33 protein-coding genes and 1 pseudogene are annotated in these 21282 nt (G+C 67.7%); 30 read left to right on the top strand and 4 right to left on the bottom strand.

Annotated features, from left to right (window positions below; genetic code table 11):
- From rplC to rplQ, 27 genes and pseudogenes are all read left to right on the top strand, one after another.
- Positions 1–674: 50S ribosomal protein L3 (gene rplC, locus VEA62_RS08770; protein WP_324820638.1), on the top strand; the 674-nt coding region annotated here is incomplete at its 5' end.
- Complete coding sequence (gene rplD, locus VEA62_RS08765) at positions 674–1312, top strand: 50S ribosomal protein L4 (protein ID WP_324820636.1); 639 nt, start codon at positions 674–676, stop codon at positions 1310–1312. The genes rplC and rplD, both read left to right, overlap by 1 nt.
- The gene (locus VEA62_RS08760; RefSeq protein WP_324820634.1) at positions 1312–1617 is read left to right on the top strand and encodes a 50S ribosomal protein L23; all 306 of its coding nucleotides are present in this window, start codon (positions 1312–1314) and stop codon (positions 1615–1617) included. Before rplD ends, VEA62_RS08760 begins: the two co-directional genes overlap by 1 nt.
- Before the next feature lie 4 nt (positions 1618–1621).
- Positions 1622–2455, top strand: a complete 834-nt coding sequence (rplB, locus tag VEA62_RS08755) for a 50S ribosomal protein L2 (RefSeq protein WP_324820632.1) — start codon at positions 1622–1624, stop codon at positions 2453–2455.
- Positions 2456–2457: 2 nt separating this feature from the next.
- Positions 2458–2736, top strand: coding sequence for a 30S ribosomal protein S19 (rpsS, locus tag VEA62_RS08750; RefSeq protein ID WP_008262211.1), 279 nt, complete (start codon positions 2458–2460; stop codon positions 2734–2736).
- A gap of 3 nt (positions 2737–2739) precedes the next feature.
- Complete coding sequence (gene rplV / locus VEA62_RS08745; RefSeq protein ID WP_056450358.1) at positions 2740–3120, top strand: 50S ribosomal protein L22; 381 nt, start codon at positions 2740–2742, stop codon at positions 3118–3120.
- Positions 3120–3872: a 30S ribosomal protein S3 gene (gene rpsC / locus VEA62_RS08740; protein WP_259552104.1), complete on the top strand. Its 753-nt coding sequence runs from the start codon at positions 3120–3122 to the stop codon at positions 3870–3872. Before rplV ends, rpsC begins: the two co-directional genes overlap by 1 nt.
- A gap of 3 nt (positions 3873–3875) precedes the next feature.
- On the top strand, positions 3876–4316 hold the full coding sequence (rplP, locus tag VEA62_RS08735) for a 50S ribosomal protein L16 (protein WP_324820630.1): 441 nt from the start codon (positions 3876–3878) through the stop codon (positions 4314–4316).
- Positions 4316–4513 carry a 50S ribosomal protein L29 gene (gene rpmC / locus VEA62_RS08730; protein ID WP_324811733.1) on the top strand — a complete coding sequence of 66 codons (198 nt, stop codon included), beginning with the start codon at positions 4316–4318 and terminating at the stop codon, positions 4511–4513. Before rplP ends, rpmC begins: the two co-directional genes overlap by 1 nt.
- A 10-nt stretch (positions 4514–4523) precedes the next feature.
- Positions 4524–4766: a 30S ribosomal protein S17 gene (gene rpsQ, locus VEA62_RS08725; RefSeq protein WP_168049152.1), complete on the top strand. Its 243-nt coding sequence runs from the start codon at positions 4524–4526 to the stop codon at positions 4764–4766.
- 18 nt (positions 4767–4784) lie between these two features.
- A complete protein-coding gene (gene rplN / locus VEA62_RS08720; RefSeq protein WP_055832151.1) occupies positions 4785–5153 on the top strand; it encodes a 50S ribosomal protein L14 in 369 nt (122 codons plus the stop codon).
- 2 nt (positions 5154–5155) lie between these two features.
- The gene (rplX, locus tag VEA62_RS08715) at positions 5156–5464 is read left to right on the top strand and encodes a 50S ribosomal protein L24 (protein WP_324820628.1); all 309 of its coding nucleotides are present in this window, start codon (positions 5156–5158) and stop codon (positions 5462–5464) included.
- Entirely contained in the window at positions 5464–6021 is a 558-nt protein-coding gene (rplE, locus tag VEA62_RS08710) for a 50S ribosomal protein L5 (protein WP_324820626.1), read from the top strand. The genes rplX and rplE overlap by 1 nt, the downstream gene beginning before the upstream one ends.
- A 20-nt stretch (positions 6022–6041) precedes the next feature.
- A complete protein-coding gene (rpsN, locus tag VEA62_RS08705; protein WP_168049147.1) occupies positions 6042–6347 on the top strand; it encodes a 30S ribosomal protein S14 in 306 nt (101 codons plus the stop codon).
- A gap of 14 nt (positions 6348–6361) precedes the next feature.
- Positions 6362–6760, top strand: a complete 399-nt coding sequence (gene rpsH / locus VEA62_RS08700) for a 30S ribosomal protein S8 (RefSeq protein WP_168049145.1) — start codon at positions 6362–6364, stop codon at positions 6758–6760.
- 1 nt (position 6761) lies between these two features.
- Complete coding sequence (gene rplF / locus VEA62_RS08695; protein ID WP_324820624.1) at positions 6762–7295, top strand: 50S ribosomal protein L6; 534 nt, start codon at positions 6762–6764, stop codon at positions 7293–7295.
- 3 nt (positions 7296–7298) lie between these two features.
- A complete protein-coding gene (gene rplR, locus VEA62_RS08690; protein ID WP_324820622.1) occupies positions 7299–7661 on the top strand; it encodes a 50S ribosomal protein L18 in 363 nt (120 codons plus the stop codon).
- 12 nt (positions 7662–7673) lie between these two features.
- Positions 7674–8282 carry a 30S ribosomal protein S5 gene (gene rpsE, locus VEA62_RS08685; protein WP_259552091.1) on the top strand — a complete coding sequence of 203 codons (609 nt, stop codon included), beginning with the start codon at positions 7674–7676 and terminating at the stop codon, positions 8280–8282.
- 3 nt (positions 8283–8285) lie between these two features.
- Positions 8286–8483 (top strand): 50S ribosomal protein L30, encoded by a 198-nt coding sequence (gene rpmD, locus VEA62_RS08680; RefSeq protein ID WP_324811712.1) that lies wholly within the window; start codon positions 8286–8288, stop codon positions 8481–8483.
- A 142-nt stretch (positions 8484–8625) separates the two neighbouring features.
- Positions 8626–9087 (top strand): annotated as a pseudogene (gene rplO / locus VEA62_RS08675) (50S ribosomal protein L15); the annotation flags it as partial.
- A gap of 232 nt (positions 9088–9319) precedes the next feature.
- Complete coding sequence (gene secY, locus VEA62_RS08670; RefSeq protein WP_324820617.1) at positions 9320–10711, top strand: preprotein translocase subunit SecY; 1392 nt, start codon at positions 9320–9322, stop codon at positions 10709–10711.
- Between the two features lie 58 nt (positions 10712–10769).
- Positions 10770–11333 (top strand): adenylate kinase, encoded by a 564-nt coding sequence (locus VEA62_RS08665; RefSeq protein WP_324820616.1) that lies wholly within the window; start codon positions 10770–10772, stop codon positions 11331–11333.
- 86 nt (positions 11334–11419) lie between these two features.
- Positions 11420–12145 (top strand): energy transducer TonB, encoded by a 726-nt coding sequence (locus VEA62_RS08660; RefSeq protein WP_324820614.1) that lies wholly within the window; start codon positions 11420–11422, stop codon positions 12143–12145.
- 138 nt (positions 12146–12283) lie between these two features.
- Complete coding sequence (gene rpsM / locus VEA62_RS08655) at positions 12284–12652, top strand: 30S ribosomal protein S13 (RefSeq protein WP_183251202.1); 369 nt, start codon at positions 12284–12286, stop codon at positions 12650–12652.
- A 9-nt stretch (positions 12653–12661) separates the two neighbouring features.
- On the top strand, positions 12662–13051 hold the full coding sequence (rpsK, locus tag VEA62_RS08650; protein WP_122468702.1) for a 30S ribosomal protein S11: 390 nt from the start codon (positions 12662–12664) through the stop codon (positions 13049–13051).
- Positions 13052–13138: 87 nt separating this feature from the next.
- Positions 13139–14158 (top strand): DNA-directed RNA polymerase subunit alpha, encoded by a 1020-nt coding sequence (locus VEA62_RS08645; protein ID WP_168049129.1) that lies wholly within the window; start codon positions 13139–13141, stop codon positions 14156–14158.
- Positions 14159–14258: 100 nt separating this feature from the next.
- Positions 14259–14678, top strand: coding sequence for a 50S ribosomal protein L17 (gene rplQ / locus VEA62_RS08640; RefSeq protein WP_324820611.1), 420 nt, complete (start codon positions 14259–14261; stop codon positions 14676–14678).
- A 255-nt stretch (positions 14679–14933) separates the two neighbouring features.
- Here rplQ and VEA62_RS08635 read toward each other — a convergent pair whose 3' ends face one another.
- Both VEA62_RS08635 and VEA62_RS08630 read right to left on the bottom strand, forming a co-directional pair.
- Positions 14934–15791 carry an ABC transporter permease subunit gene (locus tag VEA62_RS08635; protein WP_324820609.1) on the bottom strand — a complete coding sequence of 286 codons (858 nt, stop codon included), beginning with the start codon at positions 15789–15791 and terminating at the stop codon, positions 14934–14936.
- Entirely contained in the window at positions 15781–16692 is a 912-nt protein-coding gene (locus VEA62_RS08630) for an ABC transporter ATP-binding protein (protein ID WP_324820607.1), read from the bottom strand. The genes VEA62_RS08635 and VEA62_RS08630 overlap by 11 nt, the downstream gene beginning before the upstream one ends.
- A 156-nt stretch (positions 16693–16848) precedes the next feature.
- Here VEA62_RS08630 and VEA62_RS08625 point away from each other — a divergent pair, with 156 nt between their 5' ends.
- Together VEA62_RS08625 and VEA62_RS08620 are read left to right on the top strand one after the other, a co-directional pair.
- Positions 16849–18093: a TCR/Tet family MFS transporter gene (locus VEA62_RS08625; RefSeq protein ID WP_324820605.1), complete on the top strand. Its 1245-nt coding sequence runs from the start codon at positions 16849–16851 to the stop codon at positions 18091–18093.
- 76 nt (positions 18094–18169) lie between these two features.
- Positions 18170–19546 carry a trypsin-like peptidase domain-containing protein gene (locus VEA62_RS08620; protein ID WP_324820604.1) on the top strand — a complete coding sequence of 459 codons (1377 nt, stop codon included), beginning with the start codon at positions 18170–18172 and terminating at the stop codon, positions 19544–19546.
- On the opposite strand, the gene VEA62_RS08615 is transcribed toward VEA62_RS08620, so the two are convergent.
- Entirely contained in the window at positions 19543–19965 is a 423-nt protein-coding gene (locus VEA62_RS08615) for a VOC family protein (protein WP_324820602.1), read from the bottom strand. The genes VEA62_RS08620 and VEA62_RS08615 overlap by 4 nt on opposite strands.
- Position 19966: 1 nt before the next feature.
- A complete protein-coding gene (locus VEA62_RS08610) occupies positions 19967–20389 on the bottom strand; it encodes a VOC family protein (protein WP_324820600.1) in 423 nt (140 codons plus the stop codon).
- Between the two features lie 67 nt (positions 20390–20456).
- Here VEA62_RS08610 and VEA62_RS08605 point away from each other — a divergent pair.
- Positions 20457–21282, top strand: an 826-nt coding sequence (locus VEA62_RS08605) for a replication-associated recombination protein A (RefSeq protein WP_324820598.1), incomplete at its 3' end; no start/stop codon positions are given.

Raw genomic sequence — 21282 nt, 5'->3', positions numbered from 1 at the left:
TCGACAACTGCCAGGTCGTCGCCGTTCGCACCGAGGACAAGGACGGCTACACCGCCGTTCAGCTCGGCGCCGGCGCGATCAAGGTGAAGAACGTGACCAAGCCGATGCGCGGGCATTTCGCCAAGGCGCGCGTCGAGCCGAAGCGCAAGCTGGTCGAGTTCCGCGTCACCCCCGACGCGCTCATCGATGTCGGCGCCGAGCTGTCGGCCGCCCACTTCGTTCCCGGCCAGTTCGTGGACGTGCAGGGCACCTCCATCGGTAAGGGCTTCGCCGGCGCCATGAAGCGCTGGAACTTCGGCGGTCTGCGCGCCACGCACGGCGTCTCGGTCTCGCACCGTTCGCACGGCTCCACGGGTAACCGTCAGGATCCGGGCCGCACCTTCCCGGGCAAGAAGATGGCCGGCCACCTCGGCCAGGAAGTCGTCACCACCCAGAACCTGACCGTCTTCCGCGTCGACGCCGACCGCGGCCTGATCATGATCAAGGGCGCCGTCCCCGGTCACGAAGGCACGTGGGTCAAGATCCGCGACGCCGTGAAGAAGGCCCGTCCGGCTGAAGCCCCCTTCCCGGGCGGCGTGAAGTCGTCGAAGACCGCCGCGGCGGCTGCTGAACCGGCGGAAACGCCGGCTGAGGAAGCCCCGGCCGTCGAGACCACCGAAGGCGGTGAAGCGTAATGAAACTCTCGGTCATCAAACTCGACGGCAAGGCCTCGGGCGACGTTGAACTGTCGGACGCCGTCTTCGGCATCACCGACATTCGCGGCGACCTGCTGGCCCGTTACGTCAACTGGCAGCTGGCCAAGCGCCGCGCCGGCACGCACAAGGTCCAGACCCGCAACGAGAACTCTCGTACGGGCAAGAAGATGTACAAGCAGAAGGGCACCGGCGGCGCCCGTCACGGTTCGCGCCGTGCGCCGCAGTTCGTCGGCGGCTCGCGCGCCTTCGGCCCGATCGTCCGCGATCACGGCTTCTCGCTGCCGAAGAAGGTCCGCGCCCTGGCCCTGCGTCACGCGCTCTCGTCGAAGGCCAAGGCCGGCGACCTGATCGTGGTCGACAGCATCGCCCTGAAGGACTCCAAGACGGCCGCCCTGCGCACCACGCTGGGCAAGCTGGGCTGGAACAAGGCGCTGATCATCGGCGGTCCGGAAGTCGACACGAACTTCGGCCTCGCCGCCCGCAACATCCCGCACATCGACGTGCTGCCGAACGCCGGCCTGAACGTCTATGACATCCTGCGGGCCGACAAGCTGGTGCTGACCAAGGCGGCCGTCGAGGCCATCGAGGCGCGCTTCTCTGAGAAGGAGGCCGCGTAATGGCCGGCGCTCAACCCACCGCCAAGCACTACGACACCATCCTGGCTCCGGTGATCACCGAGAAGGCCACGATCCTGTCGGAGCAGAACAAGGTCGTCTTCCGCGTCGCCGGAACCTCGACCAAGGACGAGATCGCCGCGGCGGTCGAGGCCCTGTTCAAGGTCAATGTGCTGAAGGTCAACACCCTCGTCCAGAAGGGCAAGACCAAGCGTTTCCGCGGCATCATAGGCCGTCGGGTCGACATCAAAAAAGCGATCGTGACGCTGGCCGAAGGCCAGTCGATCGACGTCACCACGGGGCTCTGATCAGATGGCCTTGAAAACCTACAACCCGACGTCGCCGGGCCGCCGCGCCCTGGTGCTGATCGACCGCTCCGAGCTCCACAAGGGCCGTCCGGAGAAGTCGCTGACCGAAGGCCTGACCAAGTCGGGCGGTCGCGGCGCCGGTGGTCGTGTAGCCGTCCGCTTCCGCGGCGGCGGCGCCAAGACGCTGTACCGCAAGATCGACTTCAAGCGTCGCAAGTTCGCGACCGCGACGGTCGAACGTCTCGAGTACGACCCGAACCGGACCGCCTTCATCGCCCTCATCACCTATGAGGACGGCGAAAAGGCCTACATCATCGCGCCGCAACGCCTGAAGGCGGGCGACACGGTGGTGGCCGGCGAAAAGGTCGACGTGAAGCCGGGCAACGCCATGCCGCTGCGCTCGATGCCCGTGGGTACGATCATCCACAACATCGAGATGAAGCCGGGCAAGGGCGCCCAGCTGGCCCGTTCGGCCGGCGCCTACGCCCAGCTGGTCGGCCGCGATCAGGGCTACGCCCAGATCCGCCTCGGCTCGGGCGAGCTTCGCATGGTCCTGGACGGCTGCATGGCCACGGTGGGCGCGGTCTCGAACCCCGACCACATGAACCAGAACCTCGGCAAGGCGGGCCGCGTCCGTCACATGGGCTGGCGTCCGCACGTTCGCGGCGTGGCCATGAACCCGATCGACCACCCGCACGGTGGTGGTGAAGGCCGGACCTCTGGCGGCCGCACCCCGGTCACGCCGTGGGGCAAGGACACCAAGGGCACCCGCACCCGCAAGAACAAGGCTACGGACAAGTTCATCATCCGTACCCGCCACGTTAAGAAGGCTCGCTAAAGATGGCCCGCTCCTCCTGGAAAGGCCCGTTCGTCGACGGGTATCTGCTCAAGAAGGCCGACGCCGTTCAGACGTCGGGCCGCAAGGACGTGATCAAGACGTGGTCGCGCCGCTCCACCATCCTGCCGCAGTTCGTCGGCCTGACGTTCGGCGTCCACAACGGCCAGAAGCACGTGCCGGTGTCGGTCTCCGAAGAAATGGTCGGCATGAAGCTCGGCGAGTTCGCCCCGACCCGGAACTTCCCGGGCCACGCGGCGGACAAGAAGGCCAAGAGGAAGTAGTCCATGGCCCAGACCAAGAACCCCCGTCGGGTCGCCCCGACCGAAGCCCGCGCCAAGCTGGTGAATGTCCGGATCAGCCCCCAGAAGCTGAACCTGGTCGCCCAGTCGATCCGCGGCCTGCCGGTGCAGAAGGCGCTGAACGAGCTGGAATTCAGCCGCAAGCGCATCGCCACCGACGTCCGCAAGGTCCTGTATTCGGCCGTCTCGAACGCCGAGAACAACCACAACCTCGACATCGACAATCTCGTCGTGGCCGAGGCCTTCGTGGGCAAGAACCTGGTGATGAAGCGTTTCGCGAGCCGCGCTCGTGGCCGCTCGTCGCGCATCCTGAAACCTTTCGCGGAGATCACCATCGTGGTTCGCGAAGCCGGTGAGGCCGCCTGATGGGTCAGAAAGTAAATCCGATCGGTCTGCGCCTTGGCGTCAACCGTACGTGGGACAGCCGCTGGTTCGCCGGCGGCGCCGACTACGCCAAGCTGCTGCACCAGGACCTGAAGCTGCGCACGTGGCTGAAGGAACGCCTCAACGCCGCCGGCGTGTCGCGCATCATCATCGAGCGTCCGCACAAGAAGTGCCGCGTGACGATCTACGCCGCCCGTCCGGGCGTCGTGATCGGCAAGAAGGGCGCCGACATCGAGAAGCTGCGCAAGGACATCTCGGCCCAGACCGAGGGCGAGGTTCACCTGAACATCGTCGAGGTCCGCAAGCCCGAGACCGACGCCCAGCTGATCGCCGAGAACATCGCCCAGCAGCTGGAACGCCGTATCGCCTTCCGCCGCGCCATGAAGCGCGCGATGCAGTCCGCCATGCGCCTCGGCGCCAAGGGCGTCCGCATCAACGTTTCGGGCCGTCTCGGCGGCGCCGAGATCGCGCGGATGGAATGGTACCGCGAAGGCCGCGTGCCGCTGCACACCCTGCGCGCCGACATCGACTACGGCTTCATCCAGGCCAAGACGACCTACGGCATCATCGGTGTGAAGGTCTGGGTCTTCAAGGGCGAGGTGCTCGAGCACGACCCGATGGCGCAGGACAAGCGCTGGGCCCAGGAAGCTGCCGGCCCGTCTTCCAACGAAGGTCGTGAACGTGGACCCCGCGGCGACCGCGGCCCGCGCCGTGACCGGGGACGTGAGAACTAGGTCATGCTGCAACCCAAAAAGACCAAGTACCGCAAGGCCTTCAAGGGCCGCATCCATGGCTCCGCCAAGGGCGGCTTCTCGCTGAACTTCGGGTCCTACGGCCTGAAGACGGTCGAGCCGGAACGCATCACCGCGCGTCAGATCGAGGCGGCCCGCCGCGCGATCACCCGCCAGATGAAGCGTCAGGGCCGCGTCTGGATCCGCGTCTTCCCGGACCTGCCGGTCACGGGCAAGCCGGCCGAAGTCCGGATGGGCAAGGGCAAGGGCGCCGTGGACCACTGGGCCGCGCGCTGCCACCCGGGCCGGATCCTGTTTGAAATCGACGGCGTGCCGGACGACATCGCCCGCGAGGCCCTGCGCCTCGGCGCCGCCAAGCTGCCCGTGCGTACGAAGGTGGTCACCCGCCTCGACGCCGGCGTCGCTCACACGGAGCACGTGGCCTGATGACCAAGATCGCCGATCTCCGGGGCCAGACCCCCGACCAGCTGTCCGACGAGCTGCTGAAGCTCAAGAAGGAACAGTTCAACCTGCGCTTCCAGGCCGCCACCGGCCAGATGGAAAAGACCCATCGGGTCTCGGAAGTGCGCAAGGACATCGCCCGCATCTCGACGCTTCTGCGCGAGAAGCGTGTGAACGCGTAAGGAAACACCGATGCCGAAACGTATTCTCGAAGGCGTGGTCGTCTCCGACAAGGGCGACAAGACCGTCGTGGTGAAGGTGGAGCGCACCCTGCTGCACCCCGTCCTCAAAAAGACCGTCCGTCTGTCCAAGAAGTATCACGCTCACGACGAAGCCAACGCCCTCAAGGTCGGTGACCTGGCCCGCATCGTCGAGTGCGCCCCGAAGTCCAAGCTGAAGCGTTGGGAAGTCCTTTCCACCGCCTCGGCCTCGTAACCAGAAGGATCGGATCCCATGATCCAGATGCAAACTAACCTGGAGGTGGCCGACAATTCGGGCGCTCGCCGGGTCATGTGCATCAAGGTGTTGGGCGGCTCCAAGCGCCGCTACGCCTCGGTGGGCGACACGATCGTCGCTTCCGTGAAGGAAGCCATTCCCCGCGGCCGCGTGAAGAAGGGCGACGTCGTGCGCGCCATCGTCGTGCGCACCGCCAAGGACATCATGCGCAAGGACGGCTCTGTCATCCGCTTCGACAAGTCGGCCGCCGTCATCGTCAACAAGCAGAACGAGCCCGTCGGCACGCGGATCTTCGGCCCGGTTCCCCGTGAACTGCGCGCCAAGAACCACATGAAGATCATCTCGCTGGCTCCGGAGGTCCTGTAGTCATGGCCGCCAAGATCAAGAAGGGCGACCGCGTCGTCGTCCTCACCGGCAAGGACAAGGGCCGCACCGGCTCCGTCACCAAGGTTCTGCCGACCGAAAACCGCGTCGTCGTGCAAGGCATCAACATGGTTCAGCGCCACACGCGCCCGACCCAGGCTGATCCGCAGGGCGGCATCAAGAACAAGGAAGCGTCGCTTCACCTGTCGAACGTCGCGATCGCCGACGCCAACGGCAAGGCCACCCGCGTCGGCTTCCGCGTGGAAGGCGACAAGAAGGTCCGCTTCGCCAAGACGACGGGAGACGTCATCTGATGGCCGACACCAAGTACACGCCTCGTCTCAAGGACGAATACCAGTCGCGCATCCGTGCGGTGATGACCGAGAAGTTCGGCTACACCAACCCGATGCAGGTGCCCAAGCTGGACAAGATCGTCCTCAACATGGGCATCGGCGAAGCCGTGGCCGACTCCAAGAAGGCGACCGCCGCCCTCAAGGATCTCGCCGCCATCGCCGGCCAGAAGCCTGTGCCGACCAAGGCCCGCAACTCCATCGCCGGCTTCAAGCTGCGCGAGGGCATGGTCATCGGCGGCAAGGTCACGCTGCGCGGCGACCAGATGTATGAGTTCCTGGACCGGTTCATCACCATCGCCCTGCCGCGGGTGAAGGATTTCCGCGGCCTCAAGGGCACCAGCTTCGACGGTCGCGGCAACTACGCCACCGGTCTGAAGGAGCACATCGTGTTCCCCGAGATCAACTACGACCAGATCGACCAGATGTGGGGCATGGACATCATCGTCTGCACCACGGCCAAGACCGATGAGGAGGCCAAGGCCCTTCTCACCGAGTTCAAGTTCCCGTTCGTGAACTGAGCGGGAAGGGATAGAGCACAATGGCTAAGAAGAGCGCCGTGAACCGCAACGAGATGGTGAAAGCCCTCGTCGCGAAATACGCCGACAAGCGGGCCGCCCTCAAGGCGACCGCCAACAACGAATCCCTGCCGCTCGAGGAGCGCTTCGAAGCGCGCCTCAAGCTGGCGGAGCTGCCGCGCAACTCGGCCGCCAACCGGATTCGCAACCGCTGCGAGGTGACGGGCCGTCCGCGCGCCTATTACCGCAAGCTCAAGATGAGCCGTATCGCCCTGCGTGAACTCGGCAACCTGGGTCAGATCCCGGGCCTGACGAAGTCCAGCTGGTAAGGGGAGCGACAGATATGATGATCAACGATCCCCTGAGCGACATGATCGCCCGCATCCGGAACGCCGCCATGCGCAAGCGTTCGAAGGTGCTCACCCCGGCTTCCCGCCTGCGCCAGCGCGTCCTCGACGTGCTGCAGGACGAAGGCTACATCCGCGGCTATTCGCTGGTTCAGAACCCCGGCGAGTTCCCGCAGTTCGAGATCGAGCTGAAGTATTTCGACGGCCAGCCGGTCATCGCCGAGATCGCCCGCGTGTCCAAGCCGGGCCGCCGCGTCTACTCGGCGATCTCCGACCTGAAGCCGATCAAGAACGGCCTCGGCATCTCGATCCTCTCCACGTCCAAGGGCGTCATGTCGGACACCGCGGCTCGCGAAGCCAAGGTGGGCGGCGAAGTCCTCTGCAGGGTCTACTAAGATGTCCCGTATCGGCAAACGCATCATCGCTGTCCCGAAGGGCGTGACTGTCACGCTCGACGGCCAGACCGTGTCGGTGAAGGGTCCCAAGGGCGAACGCTCCTGGACCGTCGCCGAAGAGATCGAGGTCTCGCAGAACGACGAGGGCATCAGCCTGGGCCTGCGCGCCGACACCCAGCGTGGCCGCGCCATGTGGGGCCTGTCGCGCACCCTGGTCGACAACATGGTCACCGGCGTCACCACCGGCTTTGAAAAGAGCCTGGACCTGGTCGGCGTGGGTTACCGCGCGGCGATGAAGGGCAACGCCCTGTCGCTGCAGCTCGGCTTCTCGCACGACGTCGACATCGAACCGCCCGCCGGCGTCACCTTCGCGGTGCCGAAGCAGACGGAAATCAAGATCTCGGGCGCCGACAAGCAAGCCGTCGGCCAGATCGCCGCCGTCATCCGCAAGCTGCGTCCGCCCGAGCCTTACAAGGGCAAGGGCGTGCGCTACACGGGCGAAAAGGTCCGGCGCAAGGAAGGCAAGAAGAAGTAAGCCATGGCTACCACTCTCAAGCAAAACGCCAAGCGCCGCGCCGAGCGCACCCGCCGCCGCCTGAAGGCCGTGGCCAACGGCCGCCTGCGCCTGTCGGTCCACCGCTCGGACAAGAACATCTCGGCCCAAATCATCGACGACACCAAGGGTGTCACGGTGGCTTCGGCCTCCTCGCTGGAAGGCGAGAAGGGCAAGAAGGTCAAGGGTTCGGACGTCGCGGCGGCCGCCACCATCGGCAAGCTGATCGCCGAACGCGCCATCGAGAAGGGCGTCAAGGACGTCGTCTTCGACCGCGGCGGCTACATCTATCACGGACGGGTGAAGGCGCTGGCGGAAGCCGCGCGTGAAGCCGGCCTGAACTTCTAAGGGACGCGACAGATGGCGCAACAACCCCAACGCGGCGGCGGCGGCAACGATCGCAACCGTCGTGACAACCGCAACGCTCCCGCCGTCGACGGTCCTGACTCGGACATCGTCGAGAAGCTGGTGCACATCAACCGCGTCGCCGCGACCGTCAAAGGCGGCCGCCGGTTCTCGTTCGCGGCCCTGATGGTCGTCGGCGACGGCAAGGGCCGCGTCGGCTTCGGTCACGGCAAGGCGCGCGAAGTGCCGGAAGCCATCCGCAAGGCGACCGAAGAAGCCAAGAAGACCATGATCAAGGTTCCGCTGCGCGAGAACCGCACCCTGCACCACGACGGCGCCGGCCGTTGGGGCGCCGGCAAGATCATGATGCGCGCCGCCCCTCCCGGGACCGGCGTCATCGCGGGCGGTCCGATGCGCGCCGTGCTCGAAACCCTCGGCGTCCAGGACGTCGTCGGCAAGTCGACCGGTTCGTCGAACCCCTACAACATGATCCGCGCCACCTTCGAAGCCCTGAAGGTCCAGTCGTCGCCCCGCATGGTGGCCTCGAAGCGCGGCAAGAAGGTCGCCGACCTGATGGGCCGCCGCAACGACGGCGCCTCGGCGCCCGAAGCCGTGGAGGGCTGATAGATGGCCAAGACCGAATCCAAAGCCACCGTCACCATCCGCCAGACCGGCTCGCCGATCCGCCGCAAGTCGGACCAGCGCGCCACCCTGGCCGGCCTGGGCCTGAACCGTATGGGCCGTGAATCGACCCTGGAGGACACCCCCTCCGTCCGCGGCATGATCGCCAAGGTCGCCCACATGGTGGAAGTGGTCGAGAAGTAAGCCGTATCGCCCTCTCCCGAACCGGGAGGGGGCGTTCCGCTTCTTGCGAATACCGGACGGGCCGCCTAGAAGCGGCCCTTCAATTTTTCCAAAGCCGAGTCCGCTCCCTGAGCGGGCGCTAGCACCCGAAAGGATCAGGCACATGAAACTGAACGAAATCCGCGACAACGAAGGCGCCCACAAGAAGCGCATGCGCGTCGGCCGGGGCCCGGGCTCGGGCAAGGGCAAGACCGCCGGCCGCGGCGTCAAGGGTCAGAAGTCGCGTTCGGGCGTCGCCATCGGCGGCTTCGAAGGCGGCCAGATGCCGCTGTACATGCGGATGCCCAAGCGCGGCTTCAACAATCCGAACGCGCTGAAACTGGCCGAAGTGAACCTGTGGCGCCTGCAGGAGGCGATCGACGCCAAGAAGCTGGACGCCAAGGCCGAGATCAACGGCGAGGCGCTGGTCGCCGCCGGCGTGATCCGCCGCGTCAAGGACGGCGTCCGCCTGCTGGGCACCGGCGAGATCAAGGGCAAGCTGAACCTGGTCGTCTGGTCGGCCACCTCGGGCGCCGTCAAGGCCATCGAGGCCGCCGGCGGCTCCGTCGAGCAGCAGCGCATCGCCGCTGAAGCCAAGGCCGCCGCGCGCGTCGAAAAGCGCAACGCCGCCAAGGGCAAGGCTCCGGCCCCCAAGGCTCCGCTGGGCGACGCCAACAAGGTCTCGGCCCGCGCCAAGCGCACGGCCGCCAAATAAAGCTTGAGGGGCGCTCTCGCTAAGAGGGCGCCCTTCGCCTATCTGGACGCAAGCGCCGGATTCCTGTCCGATGCGCCGTTCTGATCAGTCGGGGTAACGACCTATGGCTTCGGCCGCCGAACAACTCGCAGCAAACATGAACATGGGCTCGTTCGCCAAGGCGACCGAGCTGCACAAGCGCCTCCTGTTCACGCTGCTGGCGCTGCTGGTCTACCGCGTCGGCACCTATGTGCCGATCCCGGGGATCAACTCCGAAGCCTTCCTGCAGTTCTTCCAGGACCCGGACGGCCAGCGCGGCATCCTCGACATGTTCAACATGTTCTCGGGCGGCGCCGTCGAGCGCATGGCCGTGTTCGCGCTGAACGTCATGCCCTACATCTCGGCCTCGATCATCGTCCAGCTGATGGGCGCGGTCTATCCGCCGTGGGAGAAGCTGCGCAAGGAAGGCGGCGAGAGCGGCCGCAAGCAGCTGAACCAGTACACCCGCTACCTGACCGTGGTGCTGGCCCTGTTCCAGTCGACCGGCATCGCCATCGGACTGAACGCCAGCCAGGGGCTGGTCGACCAGCCGGGCATCTTCTTCATCGTCTCGACGGTGACGGTCCTGACCGGCGGCACCATGTTCCTGATGTGGCTGGGCGAGCAGATCACCGCGCGCGGCATCGGCAACGGCATTTCGCTGATCATCATGGCCGGCATCGTCGCCGTCCTGCCGGGCACCATCGCCCGCATGTTCGGCATGGCCCAGCAGGGCCTGATGTCGCCCTTCACCCTGCTGCTGATCGCCGGCCTGGCCATCGGCGTGGTTGTGTTCATCGTCTTCATGGAGCGCGCCCAGCGCCGGCTGCTGATCCAGTATCCCAAGCGCCAGGAAGGCAACCGCATGGCCGGGGGCGAACGCTCGTTCCTGCCGCTGAAGGTCAACACCGCCGGCGTCATCCCGCCGATCTTCGCCTCGTCCCTGCTGATGCTGCCGACGACGGTGGCCCAGATGACCGCCACCGCCAATCTGCCGGCCTGGCTGGACTGGCTGCCGGCGTTCACGGCCCAGATGCAGCACGGCCAGCCGATCTTCATGGTCTTCTACGGCGCCCTGATCATCTTCTTCACCTTCTTCTACACCTCGATCACCTTCAATCCGGAGGACACGGCCGAGAACCTGCGCAAGTACGGCGGCTTCCTGCCGGGCATCCGCCCGGGCAAGCGGACGGCCGAGTATCTGGACTATGTGCTGACCCGCCTGACGACCATCGGCGCCGTCTACATCACCGCGGTCTGCCTGGTGCCCGAGTTCATCGGGGCCCAGCTGGGCGGCGGCCTGCTGTTCGGCGGCACGTCCATCCTGATCGTGGTGTCGGTGACCATGGACACGGTCGCCCAGATCCAGTCGCAACTGCTCGCGCACCAGTACGAAGGCCTGATCAAGAAGGCCAAGCTGCGCGGTCGGGGCGGTCAGGCCCGTGGCAAGGGCGCTGCCGCCCCAGCCCGGCGCTAACGTTGGCGGGCTATCGCGCTCCGCGCTACTTGAGCCCAAAGCCCGGGGAGGGGCGGCGATGAACCTGATCCTGTTCGGACCGCCCGCGGCCGGCAAGGGCACGCAGGCCAAGCGGCTCGTCGAGACCCGCGGCATGGTGCAGCTGTCGACCGGCGACATGTTGCGCGCCGCCATCGCCTCGGGTTCGGAGCTCGGCCTGAAGGTCAAGGACGTGCTGGCCCGCGGCGACCTCGTCACGGACGAGATCGTCATCGCCCTGATCGAGGCGCGGCTGCCCGAGGCCGAGGCGGCCGGGGGCGCGATCTTCGACGGCTTTCCTCGCACCGTGGCCCAGGCCGAGGCCCTGGACGCCATGCTGGAGCGGCGCGGCGCGAAGATCGACCGGGTCATCCGTCTGAAGGTCGACGACGCGGCCCTGACCGCCCGCATCGCCAAACGCTTCGCCGAACAGGCCCGGCCGGACGACAATCCCGACACCTTCAAGGATCGGCTGGCCGTCTACAATCGCCAGACCGCGCCCCTGCTGCCCTATTACGCCGACAAGGGCCTGCTGACGGAAGTCGACGGCATGGGCGACATCCAGATGGTCTCGTCCGCCATAGACGCCGCGCTCGACGCCTGAACCAGCCCTGCCGACGCCGGGGCGTGAACGGGAGCTGACACTTTCCCCGTCCGGCGCGTTCATGCCCCATGTGGCATAGTCGACGCGTGGAAATTGGCTCGCTCCTGAACCGTGACCGGCAGCGCAAGCTCGGCGCCTTCGTGGTCGTGCTGGCCGCCCACATCGGCGTCTTCGCCCTGGTGGCGCGGACCCGGCCTGCGCCGCTCGAGCCCCCGCCGCCGGTGTTCGAGGTGCAGCTGTTTCGCCCCACGCCGCCGCCGCCCCCGCCTCCGCCGGACGATCCCTCCGAAGACCCGGGCGGCGGGGCGCCCGCCGCGCCCTCACGGATCCATGTCCCGCCGCCTCCCCGCGAGCCCGTGCCGCCCGAGGTCCCCGCGCCGCGCGAACAGGCCCCGGAGCCGGAGATTCTCGTCGGCGTAGCCCCGACCAGCTCGCCCACGCCGGGCATGGGGCAGGGCGGGGAGGGTACGGGGAGCGGGACGGGGGTGGGCTCCGGCGACGGACCGGGACGCGGCGCGCGCACCGGGCCGCGGAACCTGCGCCAGCCGGGCCCAAGGGAGTTGCGCCGCTATCATCCGCCCGAGGCGCTCGCCAACCGGGTTTTTGGCGTCGTCGAGCTCCGTTGCCGGATCGCGCGCGACACCCGGCTGGAGCAGTGCGTGGTGCTGCGGGCCACGCCCGAGGGCTACGGGTTCGGGGAGGCGGGTCTGGCGGCCGCGCGCGACCTCTACCGGTTCCGTCCCGCGACCCTGAACGGCGCCTATGACGACTCGGTCACCGTCACCGTGGTGCTGGAGTTTGGCCGGCCCTGACGGCTGCTAAAGCGCGCGCAAACCGTTGACGGGACCTGAATCCCCTGTATAAGGCGCGCTTCCGCGAAGGGCGTCGACGCTCCTGGTCTGTTGACCGGAGCGTTTGTTGCGTCCGCACACGCGTATCTGGAGAGCTTCGTGGCCCGTATCGCTGGCGTCAACATCCCGACCAACAAGCGCGTCGAAATCGCGCTTCAGTACATCCATGGCATCGGCGCGCATGCGGCGAAGGACATCACGGCCAAGGTCGGCATCGAGCCGTCGCGCCGGGTGAACCAGCTGACCGACGCCGAAGTGCTGCAGATCCGCGAGACGATCGACCGCGATCACACCGTCGAGGGCGACCTGCGCCGCGAGACGTCGATGAACATCAAGCGCCTGATGGACCTGGCCTGCTACCGCGGCCTGCGTCACCGCAAGGGCCTGCCGGTCCGCGGTCAGCGCACGCACACCAACGCCCGCACCCGCAAGGGTCCCGCCAAGCCGATCGCCGGCAAGAAGAAGTAAGACAGACACATGGCCAAGGAACCGGGTCGCGTAAAGAAGCGCGAGCGCAAGAACATCACCTCGGGCGTCGCCCACGTGAATGCGTCCTTCAACAACACGATGGTGACCATCACCGACGCGCAGGGGAACGCCATCTCCTGGTCGTCGGCCGGACACATGGGCTTCAAGGGTTCGCGCAAGTCGACCCCGTACGCCGCCCAGATGGCCGCCGAGGACGCGGCCAAGAAGGCCGGCGAGCACGGCGTGAAGACGCTGGAAGTCAACGTTTCCGGTCCCGGCTCCGGCCGTGAGTCGGCCCTGCGCGCCCTGCAGGCGGCCGGCATGACCATCACCACCATCCGCGACGTTACGCCGATGCCGCACAACGGTTGCCGTCCGCCCAAGCGCCGCCGCGTCTAAGCGAACCGACCGACCTATATCTCCGCCGGTCCTGCCGCCCCTGACGAGGAGCGAGGGACCGGCGAACTCCGTTTTCGAGGGACATCCATGATCGAACGTAACTGGCAAGAGCTGATCCGTCCCGAGAAGCCGCAGATCGAGGCCGGCTCCGACCCGCTGCGCAAGGCGCGTCTGGTCGCCGAGCCCCTGGAACGCGGTTTCGGCGTGACGCTCGGCAACGCCCTGCGCCGCGTTCTCCTGTCGTCGCTGCAAGGCGCGGCGGTGACGGCCATCCAGATCGACGGCGTCGTCCACGAATTCTCGTCGCTGGAAGGCGTGCGGGAAGACGTCGTCGACATCGTGCTGAACATCAAGCAGCTGGCGCTGCGCATGCACGCCGAGGGCCCCAAGCGCATGACCCTGCGCGCCACCGGCCCCGGCCCGGTGACCGCCGGCCAGATCGACGTCCCCTCGGACATCGAGGTGCTGAACCCCGACCACGTGATCTGCACGCTGGACGACGGCGCCTCGGTGCGCATGGAGCTGACCGTCCAGAACGGCAAGGGCTATGTCGCGTCGGAGTTCAACCGTCCGGAAGACGCCCCGATCGGCCTGATCGCCGTCGACGCCCTGTATTCGCCGGTCAAGCGGGTCGCCTATCGCGTCGAGCCGACCCGCCAGGGCCAGTCGCTGGACTACGACAAGCTGGTGCTGGAAGTCGAAACCAACGGCGCCGTCTCGCCGGTTGACGCGGTGGCCTACGCCTCGCGCATCCTGCAGGACCAGCTGCAGATCTTCATCACCTTCGACGAGCCCAAGAAGGCGGTCGAACAGGCGGACGGCAAGCCCGACCTGCCGTTCAACCCGGCCCTGCTCAAGAAGGTCGACGAACTGGAGCTGTCGGTCCGTTCGGCCAACTGCCTGAAGAACGACAACATCGTCTACATCGGCGACCTGATCCAGAAGACCGAGGGCGAGATGCTTCGCACCCCGAACTTCGGCCGCAAGTCGCTGAACGAGATCAAGGAAGTGCTGGCGACCATGGGGCTCAGCCTCGGCATGGACGTGCCGAACTGGCCGCCGGAAAACATCGAAGACCTGGCCAAGAAGTTCGACGACCAGATCTAGTTTCAACCCTCCGCCCAAGGCCGTCAGGTCGCGGAGCGGTTAGAATGAGAGAACCCCAGGTCCGCTTTCGTGGAAACCAGGGTGAGTAGGAGAGACCCCGATGCGCCACGGCGCCGCCTATCGCAAGCTCGGCCGCACGGCCAGCCACCGGACCGCGATGTTCGCCAACATGGCGGCCTCGTTGATCAAGCACGAGCAGATCACGACCACGCTCCCCAAGGCGAAGGAACTGCGTCCCTTCGTGGAGAAGCTGGTCACGCTCGCCAAGAAGGGCGACCTGCACGCGCGCCGTCAGGCCATCAGCCACGTCCGCGACGTGCCGCAGGTGGGCAAGCTGTTCGACACGATCGGCCCGCGCTACGCCGACCGTAACGGCGGCTACATCCGCATCATGAAGGCCGGCTACCGCCACGGCGACAACGCCGCCATGGCCGTCATCGAGTTCGTCGACCGCGACGTCGACGCCAAGGGCCAGGACTCGGGTCCGGTCTACGCCATCGAGGGCGACGACGAGGCGTAAGCTTCGCTCGTTGGGGCTTCGAAGGGGCGGCTGGAGCGATCCAGCCGCCCTTTTTGCATTCCGGCGAACTGGTTCGGACGGGACACGTCCGTTGATCCGGGAGATCGACCGCCTGCAGTCGAGCGGTGATCCTCCGCAGGCTCGTCCTGGCCGGCGACTCGTCACGACCCTCGGGGCGGGGTCCGCCTCCACCCCGATGCAGGTAGATCGTCGAGCAGCACGTCCGGGAAGTGCTGCGACAGGGCAGCCGGTCCGCTACTCCTTCGACAGATCCTGCCGCTTGAACCAGGCGATGGCCAGGGCCAGCGGAACCAGGGTCCACAGCGTCAGGCCGATCAGCGAGCGCCACGCCGTTGCGATGGTCAAGGGCGCCTCGATGGTCCCCATCACGGCCGCCTTCAGCGTGTCATAGGCGAGCCCCGGCAGAAGCAGCTGAGGGGCCCACATCTGCGGCTCCCAGCCGATCAGGGGCATGAACTGGCCCAGCAGCGACTGGGCGAAGCCCAAGGCCCACGGTACGAACAGGGCCGCCAGCAGCGACCGGCTGATCACGGCGGTCAGCAGGGCGATCATCGCGAACTGGACGATCCGGGTCCACGACAACAGCCATATCAGGGCCAACGAGCCCGTCTCGCTCACATCGTAGCTGAAGGACATCGGCCGCTGGTAGACCATGGCCTGAGACACGAAGAAGATGAAGGACGCGATCAGGAAGGCGACCATGGCGGCGAGGGCGAGCAGCTTCAGCACCCCGAGCTTGCCGAGCAGCAGGGCGACGCGGCCGTTGCGGGGCGTGATCAGCCGCCACGTCTCCCAGCGGTAGTCGCCGGCGTACAGGGTCGCCGCGGCGATCAGCATGAACACCAGGATGAAGCCGTTCGCGCCCGCGCCGGCGCCCATGTTGAGGGCCTCGGCGAGATTGACCGCCTCGCCGCCGGCGGTGACGGCCAGACCGGCGGCCGCGGCCGCCTCGTCGCCCTTGGACTTGCTGATCACATGGTAGCCGACGCCGCCCAGGGCGAAGAGCAGGGGCGTGAACAGCACGCTGAGGAACATCAGGGTGCGGTTCTTCGACAGGCGGAAGCCTTCCGCGCGGATGGCGTCAACCAGCATGGATCGTCTCCGGCGCCTGAACGGCGCCCGTCTCGGTGAAGAAGATGCTCTCCAGGTCGGTGCCGACCCAGCGGGCCTCGTGGATGTCGACGCCGGCCGCGGCCAGAGAGCGGATCAGGGCAGGGCCTTCGTCCCGCTTGATGTCGGCCAGCACGGCGTCGCCCTCGGCGACGCCCCGGGCGCCGAGCACCTCGAGAACCTGCGCCGCCGGGGAGACCATCAGGCGCAGCCGCTCGCCGACCGTGGTCAGTTCCGCGACGGAGCCTTCCCGCACCAGCTTTCCCTTGTTGAGAATGGCCACGCGGTCGCAGACGCGCTGGACCTCCAGCAGCTGGTGGCTGGCCAGGACGACCGTGACGCCCTCGTGGTCCGCGAGGGCGCGGATCAGGGCCCGCATCTCCTGGATGCCGGGGGGATCCATGCCGCTGGTCGGCTCGTCGAGGATGATCAGTTCGGGATCGCTGAGCAGGGCGGCGGCGACGCCGAGGCGCTGCATCATGCCGACCGAGAAGCCGCGCACCCGGCGGTCGGCGGCCTCGGCCAGGCCGACCCGCTCCAGCCAGCGGGGAATATCGGCGGCGCCCGCGATGCCCTGGGCCCGCGCCAGCCACTCCAGCACCTGCCGGGCGTTCAGATAGGGAGGGAAGCGCGGCGTCTCGATCATCGAGCCCATGCGGCGCATCGCGGCCACGTCGCCGACGCCGCCGCCCATCACGCTGGCGGTTCCGTCCGTGGCCCGGATCAGGCCCAGCAGGATGCGGAACAGGGTCGACTTGCCGGCCCCGTTCGGCCCCAGCACGCCATAGACCCCGCCTCGCGGGATCGACAGGTCCAGCCCGTCGAGGGCGCGGACGGATCCGTAGGTCTTGGTCAGCCCACGCGTTTCGATAACAGCGGTCATGATGACAGGTTGAACGTGTGTCGCGGCTTCACGCAAGCGCCGGTCGATTAAGCTTTTGCAACGTGGACGTTCCCGTCCATCGCGCCTTCGCCCATGTGGATGTGAAGACGGCGCAGGCGACTTCGGGTAGAAGGCCCGTCCGCCGAAGGCCCCGTCATGTTCGCCCTGTCCTCTCTCCGCCACCGCCGCGCCGCGCTCGCCTTCATCTTCGTGACGGCGGTGCTCGACATCGTGGCCATGGGCATCATCATCCCGGTGCTGCCCGGTCTGATCGAGGACTTCGTCGGCTCCAACGCCCGGGCCGGCGTCATCAACGGTCTGTTCGTGGCGCTGTGGGCGGGAATGCAGTTCATCTGCTCGCCGATCATCGGCTCGCTGTCGGACCAGTACGGACGCCGGCCGGTCATCCTGATCAGCTGCGCCGGCCTGGCGATGGACTATGTGCTGATGGCGCTGGCCCCCGACCTCTGGTGGCTGGCGCTGGGGCGGATCATCGCCGGGATCACCTCGTCCAGCTTCACCACCATCTACGCCTACATGGCCGACATCACCGAGCCGGAGAAGCGCGCCCGCGCCTACGGCCTGATCGGCGCGGCCTTCTCGGGCGGATTTGTGCTGGGGCCGGTGCTGGGCGGCTTCCTGGGCGAGTTCGGGCCGCGGGTTCCGTTCTGGTTCGCCGCCGGCCTGTCTGGTGTCGCCTTTCTCTACGGCCTGATCATCCTGCCCGAGAGCCTGCCGCCGGAGAAACGGATGCAGTTCAGCTGGGCCCGGGCGAATCCGGTCGGGGCGCTGATCCTGCTGCGCCGGCACACGGAGCTGAGCGGGCTCGCGGTCGTGAACTTCCTGCTCTACTTCGCCCATCACGTCTTTTCGGCCGTGTTCGTCCTCTACGCCGCCCTGCGCTACGGCTGGGGACCCGGCGAGGTGGGCCTGTTGCTGGCCATGGTCGGCGTGCTCGACATGCTGGTGCAGGGGGTGCTGGTCGGACCGGTGGTCAAACGCTTCGGGGACAGGGCGACGATGGTGTTCGGCCTGTTCGGCGGCACTGTGGGCATCGCGGCCATGGGGTGGGCGCCGGACGGGCTGTGGTTCGTTCTCGCCATGCTGCCGAACGCCCTGTGGGGCCTGGCCATGCCGACGCTGCAGTCGCTGATGACCCGCCGCGTCGGCGAGGACGAGCAGGGCCAGCTGCAGGGCGCCAATATGAGCGTGGCCTCGATCGCCGGGGTGCTGTCGCCGCTGTTCTTCGGCTGGGTCTATTCGATTTCGGCGGGGGAGGGCGCGCCCGTACCGCATCCGGGCCTGGCCTTCTTCCTCGCCGCCGCCGTCCTTCTGCTGGCGGCGCTGATCGGCTGGTGGGTCGGGCGGCGGGCGGAACGTGAGGAAAACGTAATCGTTTGATGCGGCGAGCGCCTTGATCGCGTCGAAAAGACCGGGCGAAATCGGCGCACAGGACCTTCATTCCAACCGGACCATGATGAAGACCAGAACCCTCGCGATCGCCCTCGCCCTGTCCCTCGCCGCCTGCGGCCGGCCCGACGACACCCGCGCCCAGGACGGCGTCTTCGCCGACAACCGCGCCCTGCCCGCCGACGCGCTGTCGATGAAGGCCAGCTTCGCCCCCGTGGTGCGCGAGGCGGCGCCCGCCGTGGTCAACATCGCCGCCATCGGCGTCCAGCAGTACCGCGATCCGTTCTGGGGCATTCCGGGCCAGCGCCAGACCGGCTCGGTCGGCTCCGGCGTGATCGTCCGCCCGGATGGGGTGGTGGTGACCAACAACCACGTCATCGAAGGCATGCAGCAGATCCGCGTTACCCTGAACGACCGGCGCGAGTTCTCCGCACGCGTGGTGCTGGCCGATGCGCGCTCCGACATCGCCGTACTGCAGCTCGAGGGGGTCGACGAGCGGCTGCCCGTCCTGAACATCGACGACCGCGAGGAACAGCAGGTCGGCGATCTGGTGCTGGCCATCGGCAATCCGTTCGGAGTCGGCCAGACGGTGACCAACGGCATCATCTCGGCCCTGAACCGCACCGACACCGGCATCTCCGACAGCGGCTCCTTCATCCAGACCGACGCGGCCATCAATCCGGGCAATTCGGGCGGGGCGCTGGTCGACATGGATGGCGACCTGATCGGCATCAACACCGCCATCTTCTCCCGCTCCGGCTCGTCGTCAGGCGTGGGCTTCGCGGTGCCGGCCACCACGGTCCGGCAGGTGGTCGACTCAGCCGTCGGCGGCGCCACGGCCGTGGTCCGCCCGTGGCTGGGCGTGAAGGGCGAGACCGTCAGCGCCGACATCGCCCGCAGCCTCGGGCTCGAGCGTCCGCAGGGGCTGGTCGTCACCGAGGTCTATCCCGGCGGTCCGGCCGCCCGCGCCGGCCTGCGCGAAGGCGACGTCATCACCGCCATCGACGGGGCCGAGGTCAACGACCAGAGCGGCCTCAACTTCCGCGTCGGCACGCGCGAGCCCAACGCCCGCGTCGAGGTGACCCTGCTGCGCGATGGCCGGCCCACGACGCTGAACGCCCGGGTGCAGACGTTGCCGGGCGATGCCGACATCAAGGACGCCACGCTCATCCGGCAGGGGGGGCTTTCGGGCGCCGAGGTCCTGACCCTCAATCCGGCGCTGGCCGACAGCCTCGGTGGCGATCCGTTCGCGTCGGGGGTGATCGTCAGCCGCGTCGACAGCCGCGGCTATGCCCGGCGCGGCGTCGGCATCCAGGCCGGGGACGTGATCCTGGCGGTGGATGGCCGGCCGGTCGCCTCGGTCGGTCAGCTGGCCAACCTGCCGCGCGGCGCCCAGCTGACGGTCGAGCGGCGCGGCCAGCGCGGCATCCTGCTGGTCCGCTAACCCGCGTCCCGCCTCGGCCCCGTCAGCGACCAGACGTGGCCGAACGGGTCGCGCAGCCTGGCGTGGCGGCCGTAGAACTCGTCGACGGGTTCGCGGATCGTGCAGGCGCCCTCGGCCCGCGCCCGCTCCAGCCAGGCGTCGACATCGTCCACGGCCAGCGCCACCGTGACGGTGGTGCCGCCCAGACTGTCCGGCGCCAAGGTTCCGACCGTGTCGATCATCTCGGGAAACTCGTCGGCGATGTAGATCGCGCCGCCGTTGGCCAATTCGACCATGGCGTGGGCCAGCCGCCCGTCCTCGGCGTCGAAGCGGTTGCACTGCCGTCCTGCGAACGCCCGGATGTACCAGTCCACGGCGCGGTGGCCGTTGCCCACCATCAGATAGGGAGTGATCGGCGGATCGGGTGGTTCGCAGGCCATGCTATCTGGCCCTGATCGGGCTGCCGATCGACCAGCTGTGGCCGAAGGGATCCTTCAGCTGACCGTAGCGGTCGCCCCAGAACTGGTCGGCCAGCGGGTAGACCGGCACGCCGCCCGCGAGAATGGCGCGGTTCCACCATTCGTCGGCGTCGTCGACCTGCAGGTGCAGCACCACGCCCTTGGGCACGATGTCCTGCTCGCCGTTCATCTCGGGGAACTCGTCGTGCATCATGACGCTGCCGCCGTTGATGCGGAGGTGGGCGTGCATGAGGCGTTCGCCGTCCTCGGCCGGCATGGTGCGCAGCACCTCCGCCCCGAAGGCGCGCTGGTAGAATTCGATCGCCGCCTGTCCGCCGCGCGATGGAATGGTCAGATGGGGGGCGACGCCCCCGGTCGGTCCTTGCTGGGTGCGCTCTTCGGCCATGGCATTCCTCCCTCGGCCCATACTAACGCGTGAAAAGGCCGCCGCGAACGCCTATCTCTGATCCCGCATGACCGACCTGTTCGAAGCCTCCGGCATCCATCCCCCCGACGCGCCCCTGGCCGACCGTCTGCGCCCCCGCACCCTCGACGAGGTGGTCGGGCAGGACCACCTGCTGGGCGAGGGCGGGCCGATCCGGCGGATGGTCGAGGCGGGGCGTCTCGGCTCGATGATCCTGTGGGGGCCGCCGGGCACCGGCAAGACCACCATCGCCCGCCTGTTGGCCCAGGCCGCGGGCTATCAGTTCCAGCAGATCAGCGCCGTCTTCTCGGGTGTCGCCGACCTGAAGAAGGCGTTCGAGGCGGCCCGGATGCGCCGCGCCGCCGGTCAGTCGACCCTGCTGTTCGTCGACGAGATCCACCGCTTCAACCGCGCCCAGCAGGACAGCTTCCTCCCCGTGATGGAGGACGGCACGATCACCCTGGTCGGCGCCACCACCGAGAATCCGTCCTTCGAGCTCAACGCCGCGCTCCTGTCCCGCGCCCACGTGCTGGTCTTCAAGCCGCACGACGAAGCCTCGATCGCCGCGCTGCTCGCGCGCGCCGAGGCGGTCATGGGGCGACCGCTGCCGCTGGACGAGGAGGCGAGGGCGGTGCTCGTCCGTATGGCGGACGGCGACGGCCGCTCGGCCCTGACGCTGGCGGAGGACGTCTGGCGCGCGGCGGGGGAGGGCGAGGTCTTCGACGCCAAGGTGCTGCAGGAGGTCGTCCAGCGCCGCGCGCCGGTCTACGACAAGGCCCAGGACGGCCACTACAACCTGATCTCCGCGCTGCACAAGTCGGTCCGCGGCTCCGACCCGGACGCCGCCCTCTACTACTTCGCCCGCATGCTGGATG

This window comes from Brevundimonas sp., assembly GCF_035627475.1.
Classification (GTDB): domain Bacteria; phylum Pseudomonadota; class Alphaproteobacteria; order Caulobacterales; family Caulobacteraceae; genus Brevundimonas.
Note: the sequence above shows the minus strand (reverse complement) of the source record. Positions and strands in the feature narration are given on the sequence as shown.